Below are 17,297 nucleotides of genomic sequence, written 5' to 3' on the forward strand. Positions count from 1 at the left end.
GCTTTATCATTTTTATCTTCATGTTTAACAACTTGCTTTGTATCTAGGTTGTAATCTTTATCTGTATCAATTAGATTTTCAACAGATTCAGCATTTTCAAATACAACATATTTTTCACCAACTAGAAGTTTTTGATTACCAAAGTCTAATTCCCAAGTACCACTTCCGTTTTCACCGGCTGTTACTTCTGTAGTCTTAGTAGCAACTTCTTCTAATGAACCATCAGCTTTTACGTGTATTAGTTTACCAGTAAGATTATATTTTTCATTAGCTACTAGATCTTTATACTCTATAGTGTCTTTAACATCTACGCCATCTTTAGAATTTTCAAAGTTTACTAAAGCTTCTTTTTCAGAAGAACCATTTATACCATCAGCAGTTACAGTAGTTTTTAAAGTACCTTCTTTAACTTCAGGTATGGTATTAGGAAGTTTTTCATTTTCCAACTTAATAAGGTTTGGTGTAACAAATTTTGTTCCAAGTAAATTTTGATAATAAGTATTATCTGGAAGATATAAATTTAAGACTAAATTATCGGGAATAGCATTCTTTGCATTTATTAATTCATTTAAAGCATCAATTTCTTTTTGAGATAATTTGTCTAAACTTAAATTACTATCTGTAAAGTTCCAAACAGCTCTTTGAGTAATCTTTCTAAACTGTCCTTCTGTTAATTGGTATTTTTCTTTAATGCCCAATGCGTTACTAGGATACCCGTTATATATAACTCTTAAAACTGAATTTTTTAATTCATCACCTTTAACCCTAGGCTTAATAGCTTTTTCTGTAAAAAGTTTAGGACTACCAAATTGTTCATTATATAAAAGTTTTATAACTGAACCTTTAAATGGAGGAGTAGCCTTTGTAACATTAAAACAATAAACAACAGAGCTAGTATCATTATTATCCATATCTTCAATATAAATAGCGTCTCTAAAATCATCTTCTTTAGGATATTGATCAAGTAGAGTGTATGCTTTATATTTTGTGCTTGTTTGAAGTCCCCCTGTAGGTGAAACCGTAAAAGTAATAGGATCTGCCTTTATATATCCATTAGGCACAGAAACTTGCACTAAGGTATATGTACCAGCTTCAAGTTTAAACTCTTTAATCTTTCCATCTGACACCCAACTTAATCCCTCTACTGGTGGACCAGATGTGTCAGTACCTTTTACAATTTTAAAACTTGCACCTTTTAATTCCGTCATAGTATTAGATTCAGTATTACTAAATTTAATTAATATTTTAGGATTTTCAGATGCAAAAACAAAGTGAGATCCAAAATTCATAAAAATAAATGTAAGCATTACAATACATGAAATTATTTTTCTTAATTTTGATTTGATAATAATCACATCCTTTTTAATATAATAAAAAATCTATTATTTAAATAAGTAGCTAAATAGCATTAAATTTAATGCTATTTTTAAAAGATATAAAAATATAATTTTAAAAATTTATAGCCAAGTACTTGTCCAACTTTTGTAATTAATTTTATATAAGTGAAATATAAAATTAATAAAAAAATAACGAATAAAAATTAATAAATAAAAAAAGCTACTTAGGATTTTAATAAATAATTAAATGTTATCGTTATCTGTTTATAAAATTTATATATTTTTAATTATATATTAACATAGAAAAGGAAATTTTAACATGATAATTTGTAAAAATTATTAATTAATTATTTAAATTTGATAACATTATTTACATAAACATAAAAAATATTAAGGAATATCGTTTATACTTGTATTGTTAAATATAATTCTCTTGAATTTAATAATAAGCTTAAAAATCATATTGTTTTATTAAGAAAAAAATCAGTGGTATTATAATGCTAATAAATAGAAATTGTTATGGAGATAGTTGGTTATTTGAAGTGGTTTAAGAGTATATTTTAATTTTTAAAATTTTATATGGAGGGAGATAAATTTGAAGATTAAAGAATCAAAAACTAGAAGATACTTAATTAATATTTTATTAGTGACTATGGCTATAATAGGTATAATTCTAATATTAAATGATCCAATTAAAGATTATTTTATAAAAAGAAACAGCAGAAAGTATTCTGTAGAAAATTTAGAAATAAATGATGTTAAAAAAAATAAGGAAATGCCTGCTTCTTTTGACTTTGATAATGTAAAAGAAATTGATTCTAAATCAGTATTTATGGAACAGTACAAAAATAAAGAATTGCCAGCTATAGGGGGAATAGCAATTCCAAGTGTAGGTATAAATTTACCAATTTTTAAAGGATTGTCTAATGAAGCCTTGATTTATGGTGCAGGAACTATGTCTAAGGATCAAGTTATGGGAAAAGGTAATTATTCATTAGCAAGTCACCATACAAAAAATCCAGAACTTTTATTTACTCCATTAGAAAAGGTTAAAGTAGGTGAGAAAATTTATTTAACTGACTTAGAAAATATTTATGTTTATGATGTTATATCAAATCAAAAGGTATCACCAGATTCAGTGTATTTATTAGATGAAATTCCAGGTAAAAATATTGTTACTCTTGTAACCTGTGGGGAAAGTGAAGGTATTACTAGAATAGTGGTTCAAGGGGATCTAATATCAATTACTCCATTAAATAAATCTACAAAGGATATGAAGAATGCATTTAATATTGATTCGAAAACATACTAATTTAAAATTAGTATAGGTTATTGAAGAAAAGTAAGTATTTTAATTAAATACTTACTTTTTTTGAATTTTTAAAATATTAATCCATAGATTATTTAAATTTTATATATTAGAATATTTATATGTTAAATTATTAACAAAATAATTGATTTTTGGTAAAATTTTAATAGAGGGTATATAAGTTGATTATAAATTAAGAGAATTGCATTATAGCTTTGCTAATTTATATATTAGTAAAAATATATTCAGCTTTAAGCAAAAGAAGGGGAGAATTAATATGAGTAAATATATTTATGATGAGAATGTTTTCTTGAAGATAGATAATTTTGATAATATTTATTTTGAAGAAAAAGATTCTGTTTTAAATATAAGATTGGTCAAAATAGAAGATGGGTTAGTAAAAGAGTTTTTTGAGGATGATTTAAAGTTTGATTTATCCAAGTATAACAATACAAAGAAAGAATTAAATAAAAGTTTAGTTTATGAATTAAAGAATGAATTCTTAGATTTTATGGATAATGAAAAAGAAAAAATATTTGATGTAATTATAAATTTAAAAGAACTTAAGGAAGAACTATGTAGTAAACCAATAAGTTTAGTATAGTTTTATAGAAATAAAAATAAGATTAAGATAGTATCTTAATCTTATTTTTGTTTAGATATTAATAATATCCTGAAATTAAATTGTATACTTTAATCTATCTTTAGCTTAGTAATATAAAGATGATTTATTTTTAAATAATTTAATAAGCTTTAATCCTCCTATTAATAATAAGATAATAGAGATTATTAGGAAAACTATATTTGTTATTATTGGTGAGAAATCTTTTAGTGAGGAAGTTATTAATGGAAGTATTAAAATACCAAATAAATTATAAGTTATATGAGATATTATTGATGCATATAAGGAATTTGTATAGTAAAAAAACGCACCTAAGAATAATCCTAATATAAATGCATAAACACCTTGAACTAAATTACCATGAGCTATAGCAAAAATTAATGCTTGTACTATTAAGGCTATTGGGAATTTATAATTATCTCTTAAAAAACCAAAAATAACTCCTCTAAAGAAAATTTCTTCAAATATTGGTATTAAAACTATAACTATTACAAGTGCCAGTATTGAATTATGAGTAGCACTTATAGCATTTCCTACAAGTGAGTAACTTTCAAATATACTAGGGAACAGACTACCGAAAAATCCCATTAAGAATAATATAAGCATTGTTAATCCAATAGAAAAAATTACTATATAGATTAATGTGTTTCCTTTAACTTTATTAAATCTACAACTTTTAAATAGTTTTTCTTTTGCGCCTAAGTATATTAAAAATAATACAATAAGCATTATTAAATCGGAGATTAAGGATAAATGATACATAACAGGCGTGATAACTTCCATTATATTAAATGAATCTGGACCTACTTTATTTATGACAAAATAAACTCCTATATAGATACCTGAAACCAAATTTGATATAAAAAAATAAAGTAGGGGCAAGCCTATTACGAATCCTAATGTTTTAAAGAATTTTTTCATTTATTTTCCTCCTTTTAGTTTAAAATATTTTAATTATAAATATTAGTATCTTAAAGTAAAATATTTATAAAAAGTAAAAAATATGAAATAATTATTAATATTGTATCAGAAAAAACACACTATGTATACTTTGATACTGGAGTAAAGCATTTAAATATTTATGGCTTTATAAATATTTTTTGGTATTTATTTAATGAGACTAAAAGTTAATTAATCATTTAATAATAGCAATAAAAAAAGAATTCTTGTAATTTAATATGTAATAGATTTTACTCTATGAAGAAAGCTTAATTGTAATTCTATATATAATTAAATACTTATAATATTTATATAAAATAAGTATTTTTACTTATAAGAGAAATGGTATATAATAAAATCATCAAGTGAGTAGGAAGTGGTGATTAGATAGATGAAAAAATATTTAGATAAGCTTCAAAACATGCCAATAGGAATTAGTGGAACTTGCTTGGCATTTATAACATTGAGTAATTCATGGAATTTAAAAGGAATAAATTATTTTAAACCAATAGCAATATTTTTAGCAGTTTGTATGCTATCTTTAATGATTTTAAGGCTTATAAGATTTCCAAAGGTTATGTATGATGAACTTAAAAACCCAGTAACAGGAACATTTTATCCTACAATGGGTATGGTTGTTTGGTTAGTATCAGGATTCTTTTATCCTTACTTTCCAGTAGTATGTAGTTGGCTTTGGATAGCAGCTGTAATATATCATTATGGAATAGTTATTTTCTATACAATAATCAGAATAAAAGAAAGAAAGTTTGAAAACATAATGCCAACTTGTTTCATAGTTTATACAGGTATGATAACAGGTAGTGTAGCAAGTAAAGGTATGGATGGAGTAATTCCTCAAATTCCTCAAATAGCACATTTTATGCTTATGTTTGGATTTATATTCTATACAATTCTTCTACCACTAGTTTTATATATAGTATTTAAAAGTGAAATATTAGATGATCACAAATTACCAACAGTAGGTATAATTTGTTCACCAGCTCCACTTGGAGTAGTTGGTATATTAACTATAGAACCAAACCCTAACCCATACATGTTAGCTTGGTTAATAATAACAGGATTAATATTACTTGTTGTTGTTTATGGATACATTTTAAAACTATTTAAAGAAGGTTTTAAACCATCATACGCAGCATTTACATTCCCATTAGCAATTGCTACTTTATCAGCATTTAAGTTATCAACTTATTTTACTGGTTTAGGATATGCTAAAATGGCTAACTTATTTAAATTCTTAGGTGATGTTGAAATATTTATAGCAACATATGTAATATTCTTTATGCTACTTAACTTCTTAAATATGTTCTTCAAAGCTATAAGTCCAAAACTTGGAGAATATGTAGAGGAAGAAGAAGAATTAATAGGTGGAACTCTTTATTCAAAATAATTGAATAGAGTTTACATATAAACTTAAGACTTGATTCACAGTTGAATTTTAGTCGAAAATTTCTAGAATGGGGCTTAAACTTCTAGAGATACAAACTCTTATATCTATTATTGTTATAAGATAAGCTTTTAGTTAAACAACATAATAAAAATCTCAATCACTTTACAGTATTTTATAATAAAGATTATGGGTAATTCTTTAATAGTAAGTCAAACTCCCACCGACTTTATAAAATGATAAAATAAACAAATTTAGCCTCTACTCATAATCTTTTTATAAGATGCTCCAAAAATAATGTGTCATGCTGTATTTTCTATTTTTTGGAAAATCTAAAAGGTAAGTGGAATGATTTAATAGTCATTCCACTTTCTTTTTTATATAACTAAAAACTTATTATTTATATAATTTTTTAGTATTTTTATTTATATATCGAGGTATGTATAATAATTTCGTAATGCAACTAAAGATGAAACTTTGGAGTTTATTTAATATGAGAACAAGAAAGGAAACATATGAAGAATAAAATATTAAAAAAATCTAAGTCCATATTACCTGGACTTTTTATATGCTTAATAATAGGCATTATTGCTGAAGTTTTAGGAAAAAGCTTTCCTACTATAGGAGCAGCTACCTTTGCAATATTTATAGGAATATTTTTAGGAAATACACTTTTTAAAAGTGATAAGTATGATGAAGGTACTAAATTTTCAGAAAAAGATCTTTTAAACTATTCAATTGTTTTAATGGGAGCATCTTTAAATATTATTGATATAATGGCTCTAGGATTTAACGGAGTGTTTTATATAGCTATTTTAATGACATTAACAATATGCACAACTTACTTTATAGGAAGAAAGTTAGGCTTTGGAGAAAAGTATTCATTACTCATGTCAGCAGGAAATGCTGTGTGTGGTTCATCAGCAATAGGATCAGTTTCTCCAGTAATAAAGGCTAAGGATTCAGATAAAGTAATTGCCATAACAATAGTAAATGTAACAGGTACAATATTAATGATACTTTTACCATTAATAACATCTATTTTATATAATAATGATGTTTTGCAGAGCTCTGCATTAATGGGAGGAATATTACAGTCTGTAGGACAAGTTATTGGTTCTGCTAAATTTATTGGTGACCCAGTTGTAGAGCTAGCTACAGTATTTAAGATTATAAGAATAATATTCTTAGTTGTTGTAGTTTTAGTTTTTGCTAAGATAGAGGTTAATGAAGAAAATAAAGAAGAAATAGCTCATCATCACAAACCAACACATAAGGTTCGTATTCCATGGTTTATAATAGGATTTTTCATTATATGTATTTTAAATTCTATTGGAATTATTCCAGGAATACTTGGAAGAACATTTAAATGGATTAGTTCTAATTTTGAAATCATAGCTTTAGCTGGTATAGGAATGAGAGTAAAAATTGGAGATTTAGTAAAGGAAGGGCCAAAGGCTATGCTTTATGGAGGCCTTGTAGGAGTCTGCCAAATTATATTTGCTATATCATTGATTAATATATTTATAAAATAAAAATCGTCAAGAAAGTTGGATAAAATATTTAAATAGTATTTTATTCAACTTTTTAATTTTTATATACTTTCATTATGATGTTTTATTAGTTAAATATTTTTTCTAAAATGCATTGAAAGCTTATATGATAAATTAAAGCATCATTTTATACCTTAAAAATTCATATATCTTAAATGAAGAGTTTATTAGGAGGAATAAAATGATAGGAGAGGTATTAAGTTTTGGATATGATCAATGTGCTAAACTAGGTTATGCTATAGGCTTTGGAGCAATGGAGGGGTTAGTTATATACCTTGGGCTTTTAGCCATAATTGTATTGAAGCTTTTTAATAGTAAAAGCAAAGCTAATTAGTTACATTAGTAAGTATGTTTGTGAATAAATTTGATTTGAGAAGGGTTAAATACTTCAATAGATTAGAATACTAAATTTTTAGGTTTTATAACATTGATTTTTATAAGATAAAAATTTATAATTAATTGATTTCATTATAAAATAATAATTTTTAATTTTCGACAAAAAGAAAAAGGCTGTGAAGTTATCACAGCTTTTTTCTTTGTTTTAAATAATAGTTTTAATCTGTAGAAACTAAAGAGTTATCTTCATTTACTTCTTCTATAGAAGGCTTTTTATTTCCTAAAATATTTAAAATTGAAGAGCCAACTATTATTATATATCCTGTAAAGGATAAGAAATCAGGAACTTCTCTAAAGAACATAAAGCCGTATATAGCTGCTATAATAAGCCCAATGTAATCATACATTGATATTTCAGATGCTGGAGCATTTTTGTAAGCTATAGTTAAGGCAACTTGTCCTAATGTGAAAGCTATTCCTGCACTAACAAGTAGAAGTATATTTATTAGTGTTAAATTTTCTGTGTTCATAAACATTGAAGGTAACATAACAATAGTAGCTATACCTGTAAAGGATAAGATTATTGTCCAGAAGTCTTCTTTATCACCAAGTACTCTTATCATTGTGTATGCTATTCCTGCAAAGGCAGCAGAAGCTACGCCAATAAGAGATGGAATTATAGCCGTACTAAATTGAGGTTTTATTACAAATAAGCTTCCTGCAAATGCTACTATTAAAAGTGTAAATTGTTTTTTAGTAATTTTTTCGCTAATTAATAAATAAGAAAAGATTATTGTAAAGAATGGTGCTAATTTAGTTAGTATTGTTGCATCAGATAAAAACATTTTATCTAGGGCATAATAGTTTGTTAGTATGGACAGAGTACCTACAACCCCTCTAACTAGCAAATATTTTCTACTTTCTTTTTTTCCAAAAAAAGAACCTTTTTTAGATGCTATTATAAAGCAAACTATTAAAGTTGCTACAACATTTGTCAAAAAAGTTTTTTGATATGAGTTAACTCCTACAGCTAGCTTACTAAGTAAATTCATAGTAGCAAAGGCTGTTGAGGCAAGTATCATAAAAATAATTCCTTTAAATTTTGAATTCATTTTTTCCCTCCTTAATTTATTTTTATATAGATCTTCAAATACAATTTATTTTTAGTCAGTATTCATTTCATTGTTTATTAAAATACTATTAATATTCTATATAAAAATTAAAAGTATTATTATAAATAAACAAAGACTATTATAGAGCTAAGAAAATAAGAGGTCAAATTTAATTGTAAAAATATTTATATAATAATTATGAATAATAGGAAGAATATAAATAAAAACTAGGACATAGAGAAGAAAGTAGAGTAAAATTATTTGTTAGAGGATAATAAATAATTTTATAGAAATAAAATTATAAATTAAGTTTGAGAAGGTGATTTTTTTGAAAGCTGAAATAATGGCAATAGGAACAGAAATACTTTTAGGCGATATAGTAAATACCAATGCCCAATTTTTAGCTAAGGAGTTAGCTAACTTAGGAATTGGAGTTTATCATCAATCAGTAGTTGGAGATAATTCTGAAAGGATTTTAGAGGCTTTTGACAATGCTTTTAAAAATTGCGATACAATTATTACTACAGGTGGGTTAGGACCTACTAAAGATGATTTAAGTAAGGAGCTTGCAGCAAAGTATTTCAATATGGAAATGTGCTTAAGAGAAGAGCTTCTTTGTGATTTGGAGGATTATTTTAAGAAGAATAACCTTGAAATGACAGAGAACAATAAAAAACAATGTTATTTTCCAAGGGAGGCCATAATACTTCCAAACCCTAATGGAACAGCACCAGGAGCTATTTTAGAAGGAGAAAATAATAAGAGAATAATACTTCTACCAGGGCCACCAAGAGAAATGGAGCCAATGTTCACAAATCATGTAGTACCATATTTAAGTAAGTTTACTGATAGTGTTTTAGTATCTAAAATTTTAAGAGTTTTTGGCATTGGAGAAAGTAAGATGGAGGATTTAGTATGTGATCTTTTAGATAATGAAAATCCAACCGTTGCTCCTTATGCAAAAAATATAGATGTTATTTTAAGAATTACTGCTAAGGGAAAAAATAAAGAAGAGGCAGAAAAACTTATTGCTCCTATGGAAAAAGAGATTAGAAAAAGACTTGGAGATAATATTTATGGTGAAGGGGAAGTAACTTTAGAAGAAGTGGTTGGAAAGTTATTAGTTGATAAAAAAATGACAGTATCAACAGCTGAATCTTGTACTGGTGGCATGGTTGCAAGCACATTAATAAACTATCCAGGAATATCAGAAGTGTTTATGGAAGGTGCCGTAACTTACTCCAATGAAGCAAAAATGAAGAGACTTGGAGTAAAAAAAGAAACTTTAGAGGATTTTGGTGCAGTTAGTGAAGAATGTGCTAGAGAGATGGCAAAAGGTATTGCTAAAAATGCAGGAACAAGAATAGGAATATCTACAACAGGTATAGCAGGTCCAGGTGGTGGAACAGAAGAAAAGCCAGTAGGTCTTGTTTATGCTGGATTATGTATAGATGGAATTACAAAGGTTAAAAAATTTAATTTTAAAGCTGATAGACAAAAAGTTAGAACTAGAACTATGATGAATGTTTTAGATTGGTTAAGAAGAGAACTTGAAAAAATTGATTAAAGAAAATTAAGCTTTAAAAATATTTTTACTTTATGTATAGAAAAGAAATAAAAAATTACCCATTAAGTAAACTTAATGGGTAATTCATATGTGCTTAGAATATCTAATAAATTATTTTAAAAAAGCTTAGCTTTAAAATATATGTCTTACTTAAAAATTGAGAGAGTATATGAATACTCTCTACTAGAAAAACATGAAGAAAATTTATTACATTATAAGGGTTTTAAGGGGGAGACAGTTTCGTTAGTCCGTATTTTAACGAAACTGTCAGTATAAATAAAATGGGGGAGAGGCTATTATAAGATTGAAGCTTATTGCCTCAGTAAATATTATTAACAGTATTAATTTTTTTATACAGTTAAAATAAAATATTTTTTAGATTTATTTTTAGAAAAAAAGATTTAGGAAAAAATTAAGTTGTTTAAACTTAAATATGATAAAAATAGCTTATTAAGATATTTATAGAATTTATATGTTTTAAAATTAATATAATAAAAGGTGAGTAAAATAAAAAAAGTAATTAATTAGTACTATAAGCTAATTGATAAATATGTTATATTTTAAAATGATTAAATATGATTTAAAGTATTAAAATTATATCTATATGATTTTTAAATTAATTTTTTTTAGGAGGGAGAAATAAGATGAAGCCTATATTTAAAGTAAGTTTATATTTTCTTATAGTATTAGTTTTATCTATAATAGGGCCAATGTTTGTAACTCCGGTTCTATACAAAATAGGATTAGCGCCACCATTGGTTTTAATGGTAATACACATAATATTTTTCATAGTACCAGCAATAATATATATAATTGTAACTAAGAGTAATTATAAAAAGGTTTTTAGTCTTAAAAAGCCAAAGGGAAAAGATGTGTTCTTTTCTATATTAATAGCAGCTTTAGCGCTTCCAATAATGACATTCTTTTCATATACATCAAGTTTCTTTTATACAAATGATGTAGCATTAGTTTTAGATCAAATGAGATCATTCCCATTATGGTTAATGATTTTAGTTGTAGGGGTAACACCTGCCATAACAGAAGAAATAACTATAAGAGGTATTGCTTTATCAGGATTTGAATTTAAAAGTAAACATGTAGCAGCAATAATGACAGGAATAATGTTTGGTATTCTTCATTTAAATGCACATCAATTTTTATATGCTACAGCTATGGGAGTAATTTTAGCTTATGTAGTAAGAGCTACAGGAAGTATATTTTTATCAATGTTAATCCATTTTTTAATTAATTCATGGAATTTAATTCTTCAAAGAGTAGTCAGTCAAGGAATAACTACAGAGGATTTAGTACATTCAATGGATTCTATAAAAAATATTTCAATGAATTTGAAAATAGGAATGTTCTTCTATTATTTAATTGCTGCAATAGTAGCTGCATTTTTAATTAGTTATCTAATAAGAAAAATGGAAAAGAGAAACTTCGATATAACTTTAGATGAGTTAGATGTTGCAACAAGAGTTTCTTACAAAGAAGAGAGAGTAATAAACATACCATTTATATTAAGTGTAATAGTATTTGTTATATATACATTTTTTATAATGAAAGGTTAATAAGCAAACACTGAAATTTATAATAATTTAGAAGTAAAAAAGGAACTGTTTGGGAGAACAGTTCCTTTTTCTATTAAATTGTGTGGTTAACTTAAGAGTGTATTAAGCTATTAATATTATTGACTGATAATTAAAAAAATATACCAATTAATATATTTTAAATTTTTTCCCTAGAATAGTATTTTTATATTCTAAAGTTGCATCTGTAAAGAAATGAGAAACCTTCTTGTCGGCAACTATTTTAATACCATTATCAACAACCACATCATCATTTTCACGCTGTTCATCCAGAACAACTTCAATATTTAAGCCTGCTCAGCCAGAGGAACAAGCTTTTATTCTAAGGGCATCTTTATCACTGTTATCAAGCATATCTTTAACTTTATCTAATGTATTTGGATGTATTTTAACCTTCATAATAAAAACCTCCTTATAAATTTAAAAGTATTTATATTATAAATTAACTTTATGGATTAAATTATATACTCATATTAAAAAGGTCGCTATAGTATGTAATTTTAAGGAAATATAAAAATAAAATATAGTTATTATTTTCTTATATATTTGAATAATAATATATGAATTTAGAAACAATATGAATGTTTAAATGATAAAATAGTTTTATTAACAAAATGTTCAAAAAATACTTGAAATTTTACCTGAAAGTGATATTATAAATTATATAAGGAATAACAATTATTAATTAATATGACTTAAAAATTATTTATTTGGAAAAATAATTTTAATTGTGTTTTTTCAAATAAGTGATTTGTAGGAGGTTTTTTATTATGAAAAGTTTAAAAGGAACTAAAACAGCTGAAAATTTAATGAAATCATTCGCTGGTGAATGCCAAGCAAGAACAAGATATACTTATTTTTCAAGTACAGCTAGAAAAGAAGGTTATGTTGAAATATCAAATATATTTTTAGAAACTGCTGAAAATGAAAAAGAACATGCTAAGAGATTTTATAAATTCTTAAAAGATGATCTTCAAGGAGAAGCTGTAGAAATAAATGCTGCTTATCCAGTAGAATTACCTACAGATACATTAACTAACTTAAAATTTGCTGCTGAAGGAGAACATGATGAATTAAGTAATCTTTATCCATCATTTGCTGATGTAGCTGATGAAGAAGGATTCCCAGAAGTAGCTGCTGCTTTCAGAATGATAGCTAAAGCAGAAACTGCTCACTATAATAGATTTACTAAATTAGCTAAAAACATTGAAGAAGGAAAAGTATTCAAGAAAGATGAAGTAGTACTTTGGAAATGTGGAAACTGCGGATTTATTTGGGAAGGTGCAGAAGCTCCATTAAAATGTCCTGCATGCTTACATCCACAAGCTTACTTTGAAGTTTTCAAAGAAACTTATTAAAATATAGATTTTATTTACGCTTAACTCGTACCATTTTTATGGATTGAATGTGAATTTAATAAACTAAACTCATTTCAGAGAGAAGAAATTCTCTCTGATTTTTTTATTTTAAGGTAATGGATAACTAAACACAACCATTTTATTTTCATCATTTATTGGTCTCCAAAATTGAATTTCATCAATTAAAAGTTCCCTATCAAAATTATAATCTTGAAGTTTTGTATAAGCTGACTCAAACTCATCCTCTCCCCATACTCTCTGTGCAAAATATGGGTTAGCTAATGATACATGAAGTTGCCATGTATCTGGGTTAGAAGTCAATTTAAATCCTTCTTTTAATAAATTCTCATAAAGCTCTATGGAAAGTTTCTTGATTATTCCGCTTTCTTCATCTACTTTTAAATTTACAGATCTATAAGGGTCTCCAAATTTAATTAACCCATTTAAATGAACTTCAAATTTTTTATATGATTTTAATGTATTTTTTACTACTTCATTTAATTTATCCATATCAGGATCTTCAATTACAGCTAAGGTAATATGAAGCATAGGGAGATTTTTATAAAGTTTATATTCATTTGAAATAGATTCTTGCAATGGTTTTATTATTGCATAGGAAACCTTATCAAACAGTGCCACTAAATAATATAGCATAAACAAACCCCTTTCTTACTAATTTGTACAATTTATACCAAGTATTTAATTTATTATATCATATAGAAACTTAGTAGTACTACAAATTGAATTTATTACAATATGATATACAATCTTAAGAGAATAGTTGATTTTGTTAAAAAGTAATATTAATTTTTTAGAACAAATTTTAAAAAGATGTATATATTAGTTTATTGAGGGAATTTATAATGAATCTAAAAAGTTTTAGTAAATTGAGAGTAAAAAAGAGATAAATTTTATTGGGAGGAAGAAAAATATATTTGAAAAACTAAAGTTAGATAATATACTATATATAATGTGTATTAGAGAAATTTTATTTTTAATTAATATATTTTAATTTAAAACTTTTGAAAGGTGGAATAGGGAAATGGTAGAAAGCAGAGTAAGTAGATTAAACAAGAAAAAGTCATCTAAGATGTCAGTTCTATATAATATAGTTGAAATTTGCTTTTTAGCTTTAATTTTATTTGTTGGTAGTCAAATGTTTCTTTAATAATTTATTATTTGGTTGGAATCTATTTGCATAGATATAAGTTCTGTATAAAGAAGTTATTTTTTATAGTTAATCAAATTATTTTCTTTATATGGATAAAGTGAGTGTAAATAAAAATTCCAGCTTAAAATATTTAGTATTTTACATAATATGAGGTTTAGTTTAGAAAATAGATTTTTTTTATTAAGGGATAGTATTTTGAGTTCATATATTTTATGAGATTATTTTTATAGAGATTTTTAAATAAGGAGAGATAGAAGTTAAATGAGTATTTTAATAGTTAAAAATATAAATCATGGCTTTGGAGATAGAGCTATATTTGAAGATGTGTCTTTCAGACTTTTAAAGGGGGAGCACGTTGGACTTATAGGAGCAAATGGAGAAGGTAAATCAACTTTCATGAACATAATTACAGGTAAACTTATGCCAGATGAGGGAGATGTTCAATGGAGTAACAAGGTTAGAGTTGGTTACATGGATCAGCACGCTCATCTTGAGAAGGGCAAAACTATAAGAGAAGTTTTAAGAGAAGCATTCCAGTATCTTTTTGATATGGAAATTGAAATGAATGGTCTTTATGAGAGAATGGGTGAAATGTCAGAGGATGAGATGACTAAAGCCTTAGAAAGAACAGCTACAATTCAAGATATGTTAGATCATAATGGATTTTATATGATAGATGCAAAGGTTGAAGAGGTTGCAGCTGGATTAGGTCTTAGAGATGTAGGATTAGATAAAGATGTTACTGATTTAAGTGGAGGACAAAGAACTAAGGTTTTATTAGCTAAACTTTTATTAGAAACACCAGATATATTACTTCTAGATGAGCCTACAAACTATCTTGATGAGGAACATATAGCTTGGCTTAAGAACTATTTAATAGGATATGAGAATGCATTTATCTTAATATCACATGATATTCCATTCTTAAATAGTGTAGTAAATGTAATATACCATGTTGAAAATAGAGCATTAACTAGATACACTGGTGATTATGATAATTTTATGAGAGTGTATGAAGCTAACAAGAAGCAATTAGAGGCTGCTTATGAAAGGCAACAGGCTGAAATAGCTAAACTTGAAGACTTCGTTGCTAGAAATAAGGCTAGGGTTGCTACAACAGGTATGGCAAGAGCTAGACAAAAGAAATTAGATAAAATGGATAGAATTGAGCTTGCTGCTGAGAAACCAAAACCAGAGTTTAACTTTAAGCAAGGAAGAACTTCAGGTAAATTAATCTTTGAAGCAAGAGATTTAGTTATAGGATATGATGAGCCATTAAGTAAACCACTTAACATAAGAATGGAAAGAGGGCAAAAAATAGCCTTAGTTGGAGCTAACGGACTTGGAAAATCAACACTTCTAAAAAGCTTAATGGGATTAATAAAACCAATAAGTGGAGAGGTTGAAACAGGAGATTACCAAAGCATAGGATACTTCGAGCAAGAAATAAAAGAAGCAAACTATAATTCATGTATAGAAGAAGTGTGGCAAGAGTTCCCTGGATACACTCAATATGAGGTAAGAAGTGCCTTAGCTAAATGTGGATTAACAACTAAGCACATAGAAAGCTCAGTAGCAGTATTAAGTGGGGGAGAACAAGCTAAGGTAAGACTTTGTAAACTAATAAACAAAGAAACAAACATACTTATCCTAGACGAGCCAACAAACCACTTAGATGTTGAAGCTAAAGATGAATTAAAGAGAGCATTAAAAGAATATAAAGGAAGCATACTTTTAGTTTGCCATGAACCTGAATTCTATAGAGATGTAGTAACAGATGTGTGGAATTGCGAAGAATGGACAACTAAGATTGTATAATAAATAATTAAATAAATTAAAGCTATGGTTTAAAAGCCATAGCTTTTTATTTTATTTAAAATTATTTGTTTATTGTAGCTTACTTTAATATAACCTTAATTATATTATGCGGTATTAATATTAAAAGTATTAATATAACTTAAATATTAATAATTCTTTATAAGTGTAATATCAAAAGTAGTATTGTTATGTATCTTTATATTCTAAGATATCTCCTGGTTGACAATTTAATTCCTTACAAAGTGCTTCTAAAGTAGAAAATCGTATAGCTTTGGCTTTTCCGTTTTTTAATATAGAAAGATTAGAATTAGTTATGTTAACTTTTTTAGACAAATCTTGTAAAGATATTTTATTTTTAGCCATCACTACATCTAAATTTATTATTATTGCCATGGTAAAAATCTCCTCATCAATTAAATTGTTTGGTCATTTTCATCTTTAATTTCTTTAGCATTGTAAAACAATTCTGCAAATACTAAACATAGAAGCGTTAATGGTATACAAATTATTGAAATTAGAATCATTATAGGAATCATAGTAAAGTCATTGAAAATATTTGTGTTGAATTTTAAAAATAGTGAAGCAAATATAAAGATTAACATTTCACTAAAAACACATATGGCTATTGTTTTTAAACATGTAATACTTTCGTTTGAAAAGGACTTATTTTTAATTACTAACTTGCAAAGTTTATTTAATTTAAATAAGGCTATTATATAAGGTATTGCACATAAATAAATACAAAAAGATACTTTAAAAATTAATGAATGATTTAAAATTCCAAATGCACTTTTGAAAAAAGCAGTAGCAATTAATGGCGTTCCTAAAAGAGCAAAGAATGTTAATATTATACCTAATATTAAAATTACGTTTAAAATCTTTGCAGTTAAATGTTCTTTCATTTTGTTACCTCCATGAATTAAATATTATCAAAAAAATAAATAATTAAAAAGCTTAAAAATTGGATTTTTTTAATCTTTTATATAAGATAAATAAAACTTTAGTAAGAAACATGATTATTCCTATGAAGAAGCATACATATCCAATAGGAATTAAAAAGAAAAATGGTTCAATAAGCATTCCATTAGGTGCAATACTTGAACCAGAGATTCCTGATATAATAAAGCAAAATATTCCTAAAATAAATGGTAAAATGTAAATGTATTTTTTCATATAAAGTA

General features: G+C 26.0%; 17 protein-coding genes. 10 read left to right on the plus strand and 7 right to left on the minus strand.

Translation table 11 applies throughout. The features are described 5' to 3' along the window. Positions 1-1,355: thioester-forming surface-anchored protein (locus tag ACYUCG_RS12935; protein ID WP_460268740.1), on the minus strand; the 1,355-nt coding region annotated here is incomplete at its 3' end. Between the two features lie 577 nt (positions 1,356-1,932). On the opposite strand from ACYUCG_RS12935, the gene ACYUCG_RS12940 reads away from it, so the two are divergent. Together ACYUCG_RS12940 and ACYUCG_RS12945 are read left to right on the plus strand one after the other, a co-directional pair. Further along, positions 1,933-2,649 carry a class A sortase gene (locus ACYUCG_RS12940; protein WP_283681659.1) on the plus strand — a complete coding sequence of 239 codons (717 nt, stop codon included), beginning with the start codon at positions 1,933-1,935 and terminating at the stop codon, positions 2,647-2,649. 274 nt (positions 2,650-2,923) lie between these two features. Continuing rightward, complete coding sequence (locus tag ACYUCG_RS12945; protein WP_004459653.1) at positions 2,924-3,250, plus strand: hypothetical protein; 327 nt, start codon at positions 2,924-2,926, stop codon at positions 3,248-3,250. Between the two features lie 105 nt (positions 3,251-3,355). Here the strand turns inward: ACYUCG_RS12945 and ACYUCG_RS12950 are convergent, their stop codons facing one another. Beyond that, positions 3,356-4,189, minus strand: a complete 834-nt coding sequence (locus ACYUCG_RS12950) for a CPBP family intramembrane glutamic endopeptidase (protein ID WP_283703797.1) — start codon at positions 4,187-4,189, stop codon at positions 3,356-3,358. A 409-nt stretch (positions 4,190-4,598) separates the two neighbouring features. Here ACYUCG_RS12950 and ACYUCG_RS12955 point away from each other — a divergent pair, with 409 nt between their 5' ends. The 3 genes from ACYUCG_RS12955 (at position 4,599) to ACYUCG_RS12965 (ending at position 7,499) form a co-directional block, all read left to right on the plus strand. Continuing rightward, positions 4,599-5,615: a TDT family transporter gene (locus ACYUCG_RS12955; RefSeq protein ID WP_270207202.1), complete on the plus strand. Its 1,017-nt coding sequence runs from the start codon at positions 4,599-4,601 to the stop codon at positions 5,613-5,615. A 512-nt stretch (positions 5,616-6,127) separates the two neighbouring features. Continuing rightward, the gene (locus ACYUCG_RS12960; protein ID WP_240297401.1) at positions 6,128-7,147 is read left to right on the plus strand and encodes a YeiH family protein; all 1,020 of its coding nucleotides are present in this window, start codon (positions 6,128-6,130) and stop codon (positions 7,145-7,147) included. A 199-nt stretch (positions 7,148-7,346) separates the two neighbouring features. Further along, positions 7,347-7,499 carry a hypothetical protein gene (locus ACYUCG_RS12965; protein ID WP_181159587.1) on the plus strand — a complete coding sequence of 51 codons (153 nt, stop codon included), beginning with the start codon at positions 7,347-7,349 and terminating at the stop codon, positions 7,497-7,499. A 220-nt stretch (positions 7,500-7,719) separates the two neighbouring features. On the opposite strand, the gene ACYUCG_RS12970 is transcribed toward ACYUCG_RS12965, so the two are convergent. Beyond that, positions 7,720-8,613, minus strand: a complete 894-nt coding sequence (locus tag ACYUCG_RS12970) for a DMT family transporter (protein ID WP_240297403.1) — start codon at positions 8,611-8,613, stop codon at positions 7,720-7,722. A gap of 328 nt (positions 8,614-8,941) precedes the next feature. On the opposite strand from ACYUCG_RS12970, the gene ACYUCG_RS12975 reads away from it, so the two are divergent. The 3 genes from ACYUCG_RS12975 to rbr all read left to right on the plus strand — a co-directional run bounded on the left by ACYUCG_RS12975 (position 8,942) and on the right by rbr (position 13,127). Further along, positions 8,942-10,180, plus strand: coding sequence for a competence/damage-inducible protein A (locus ACYUCG_RS12975; protein WP_164787370.1), 1,239 nt, complete (start codon positions 8,942-8,944; stop codon positions 10,178-10,180). Positions 10,181-10,824: 644 nt separating this feature from the next. Then, positions 10,825-11,751 carry a CPBP family intramembrane glutamic endopeptidase gene (locus ACYUCG_RS12980; RefSeq protein WP_139932549.1) on the plus strand — a complete coding sequence of 309 codons (927 nt, stop codon included), beginning with the start codon at positions 10,825-10,827 and terminating at the stop codon, positions 11,749-11,751. 788 nt (positions 11,752-12,539) lie between these two features. After that, complete coding sequence (rbr, locus tag ACYUCG_RS12985) at positions 12,540-13,127, plus strand: rubrerythrin (RefSeq protein ID WP_061426114.1); 588 nt, start codon at positions 12,540-12,542, stop codon at positions 13,125-13,127. Positions 13,128-13,235: 108 nt separating this feature from the next. Here the strand turns inward: rbr and ACYUCG_RS12990 are convergent, their stop codons facing one another. Then, positions 13,236-13,781, minus strand: coding sequence for a 2'-5' RNA ligase family protein (locus ACYUCG_RS12990; protein ID WP_139932551.1), 546 nt, complete (start codon positions 13,779-13,781; stop codon positions 13,236-13,238). Positions 13,782-14,169: 388 nt separating this feature from the next. Between ACYUCG_RS12990 and ACYUCG_RS12995 the strand changes: the two genes are divergently transcribed. Further along, a complete protein-coding gene (locus tag ACYUCG_RS12995) occupies positions 14,170-14,295 on the plus strand; it encodes a hypothetical protein (RefSeq protein WP_460268741.1) in 126 nt (41 codons plus the stop codon). 264 nt (positions 14,296-14,559) lie between these two features. Continuing rightward, positions 14,560-16,116, plus strand: coding sequence for an ABC-F family ATP-binding cassette domain-containing protein (locus ACYUCG_RS13000; protein ID WP_460268742.1), 1,557 nt, complete (start codon positions 14,560-14,562; stop codon positions 16,114-16,116). A 186-nt stretch (positions 16,117-16,302) separates the two neighbouring features. Here ACYUCG_RS13000 and ACYUCG_RS13005 read toward each other — a convergent pair whose 3' ends face one another. From ACYUCG_RS13005 to ACYUCG_RS13015, 3 genes are read right to left on the minus strand one after another with little or no spacing between them, the layout of a single operon-like run. Then, the gene (locus tag ACYUCG_RS13005; protein WP_003462914.1) at positions 16,303-16,509 is read right to left on the minus strand and encodes a helix-turn-helix domain-containing protein; all 207 of its coding nucleotides are present in this window, start codon (positions 16,507-16,509) and stop codon (positions 16,303-16,305) included. Positions 16,510-16,529: 20 nt separating this feature from the next. After that, the gene (locus tag ACYUCG_RS13010) at positions 16,530-17,018 is read right to left on the minus strand and encodes a DUF2975 domain-containing protein (RefSeq protein WP_003462894.1); all 489 of its coding nucleotides are present in this window, start codon (positions 17,016-17,018) and stop codon (positions 16,530-16,532) included. 52 nt (positions 17,019-17,070) lie between these two features. Next, a complete protein-coding gene (locus ACYUCG_RS13015) occupies positions 17,071-17,289 on the minus strand; it encodes a DUF3955 domain-containing protein (protein ID WP_415319644.1) in 219 nt (72 codons plus the stop codon). Positions 17,290-17,297: the final 8 nt, after the last annotated feature.

The organism is Clostridium sp. CTA-17, assembly GCF_054767895.1.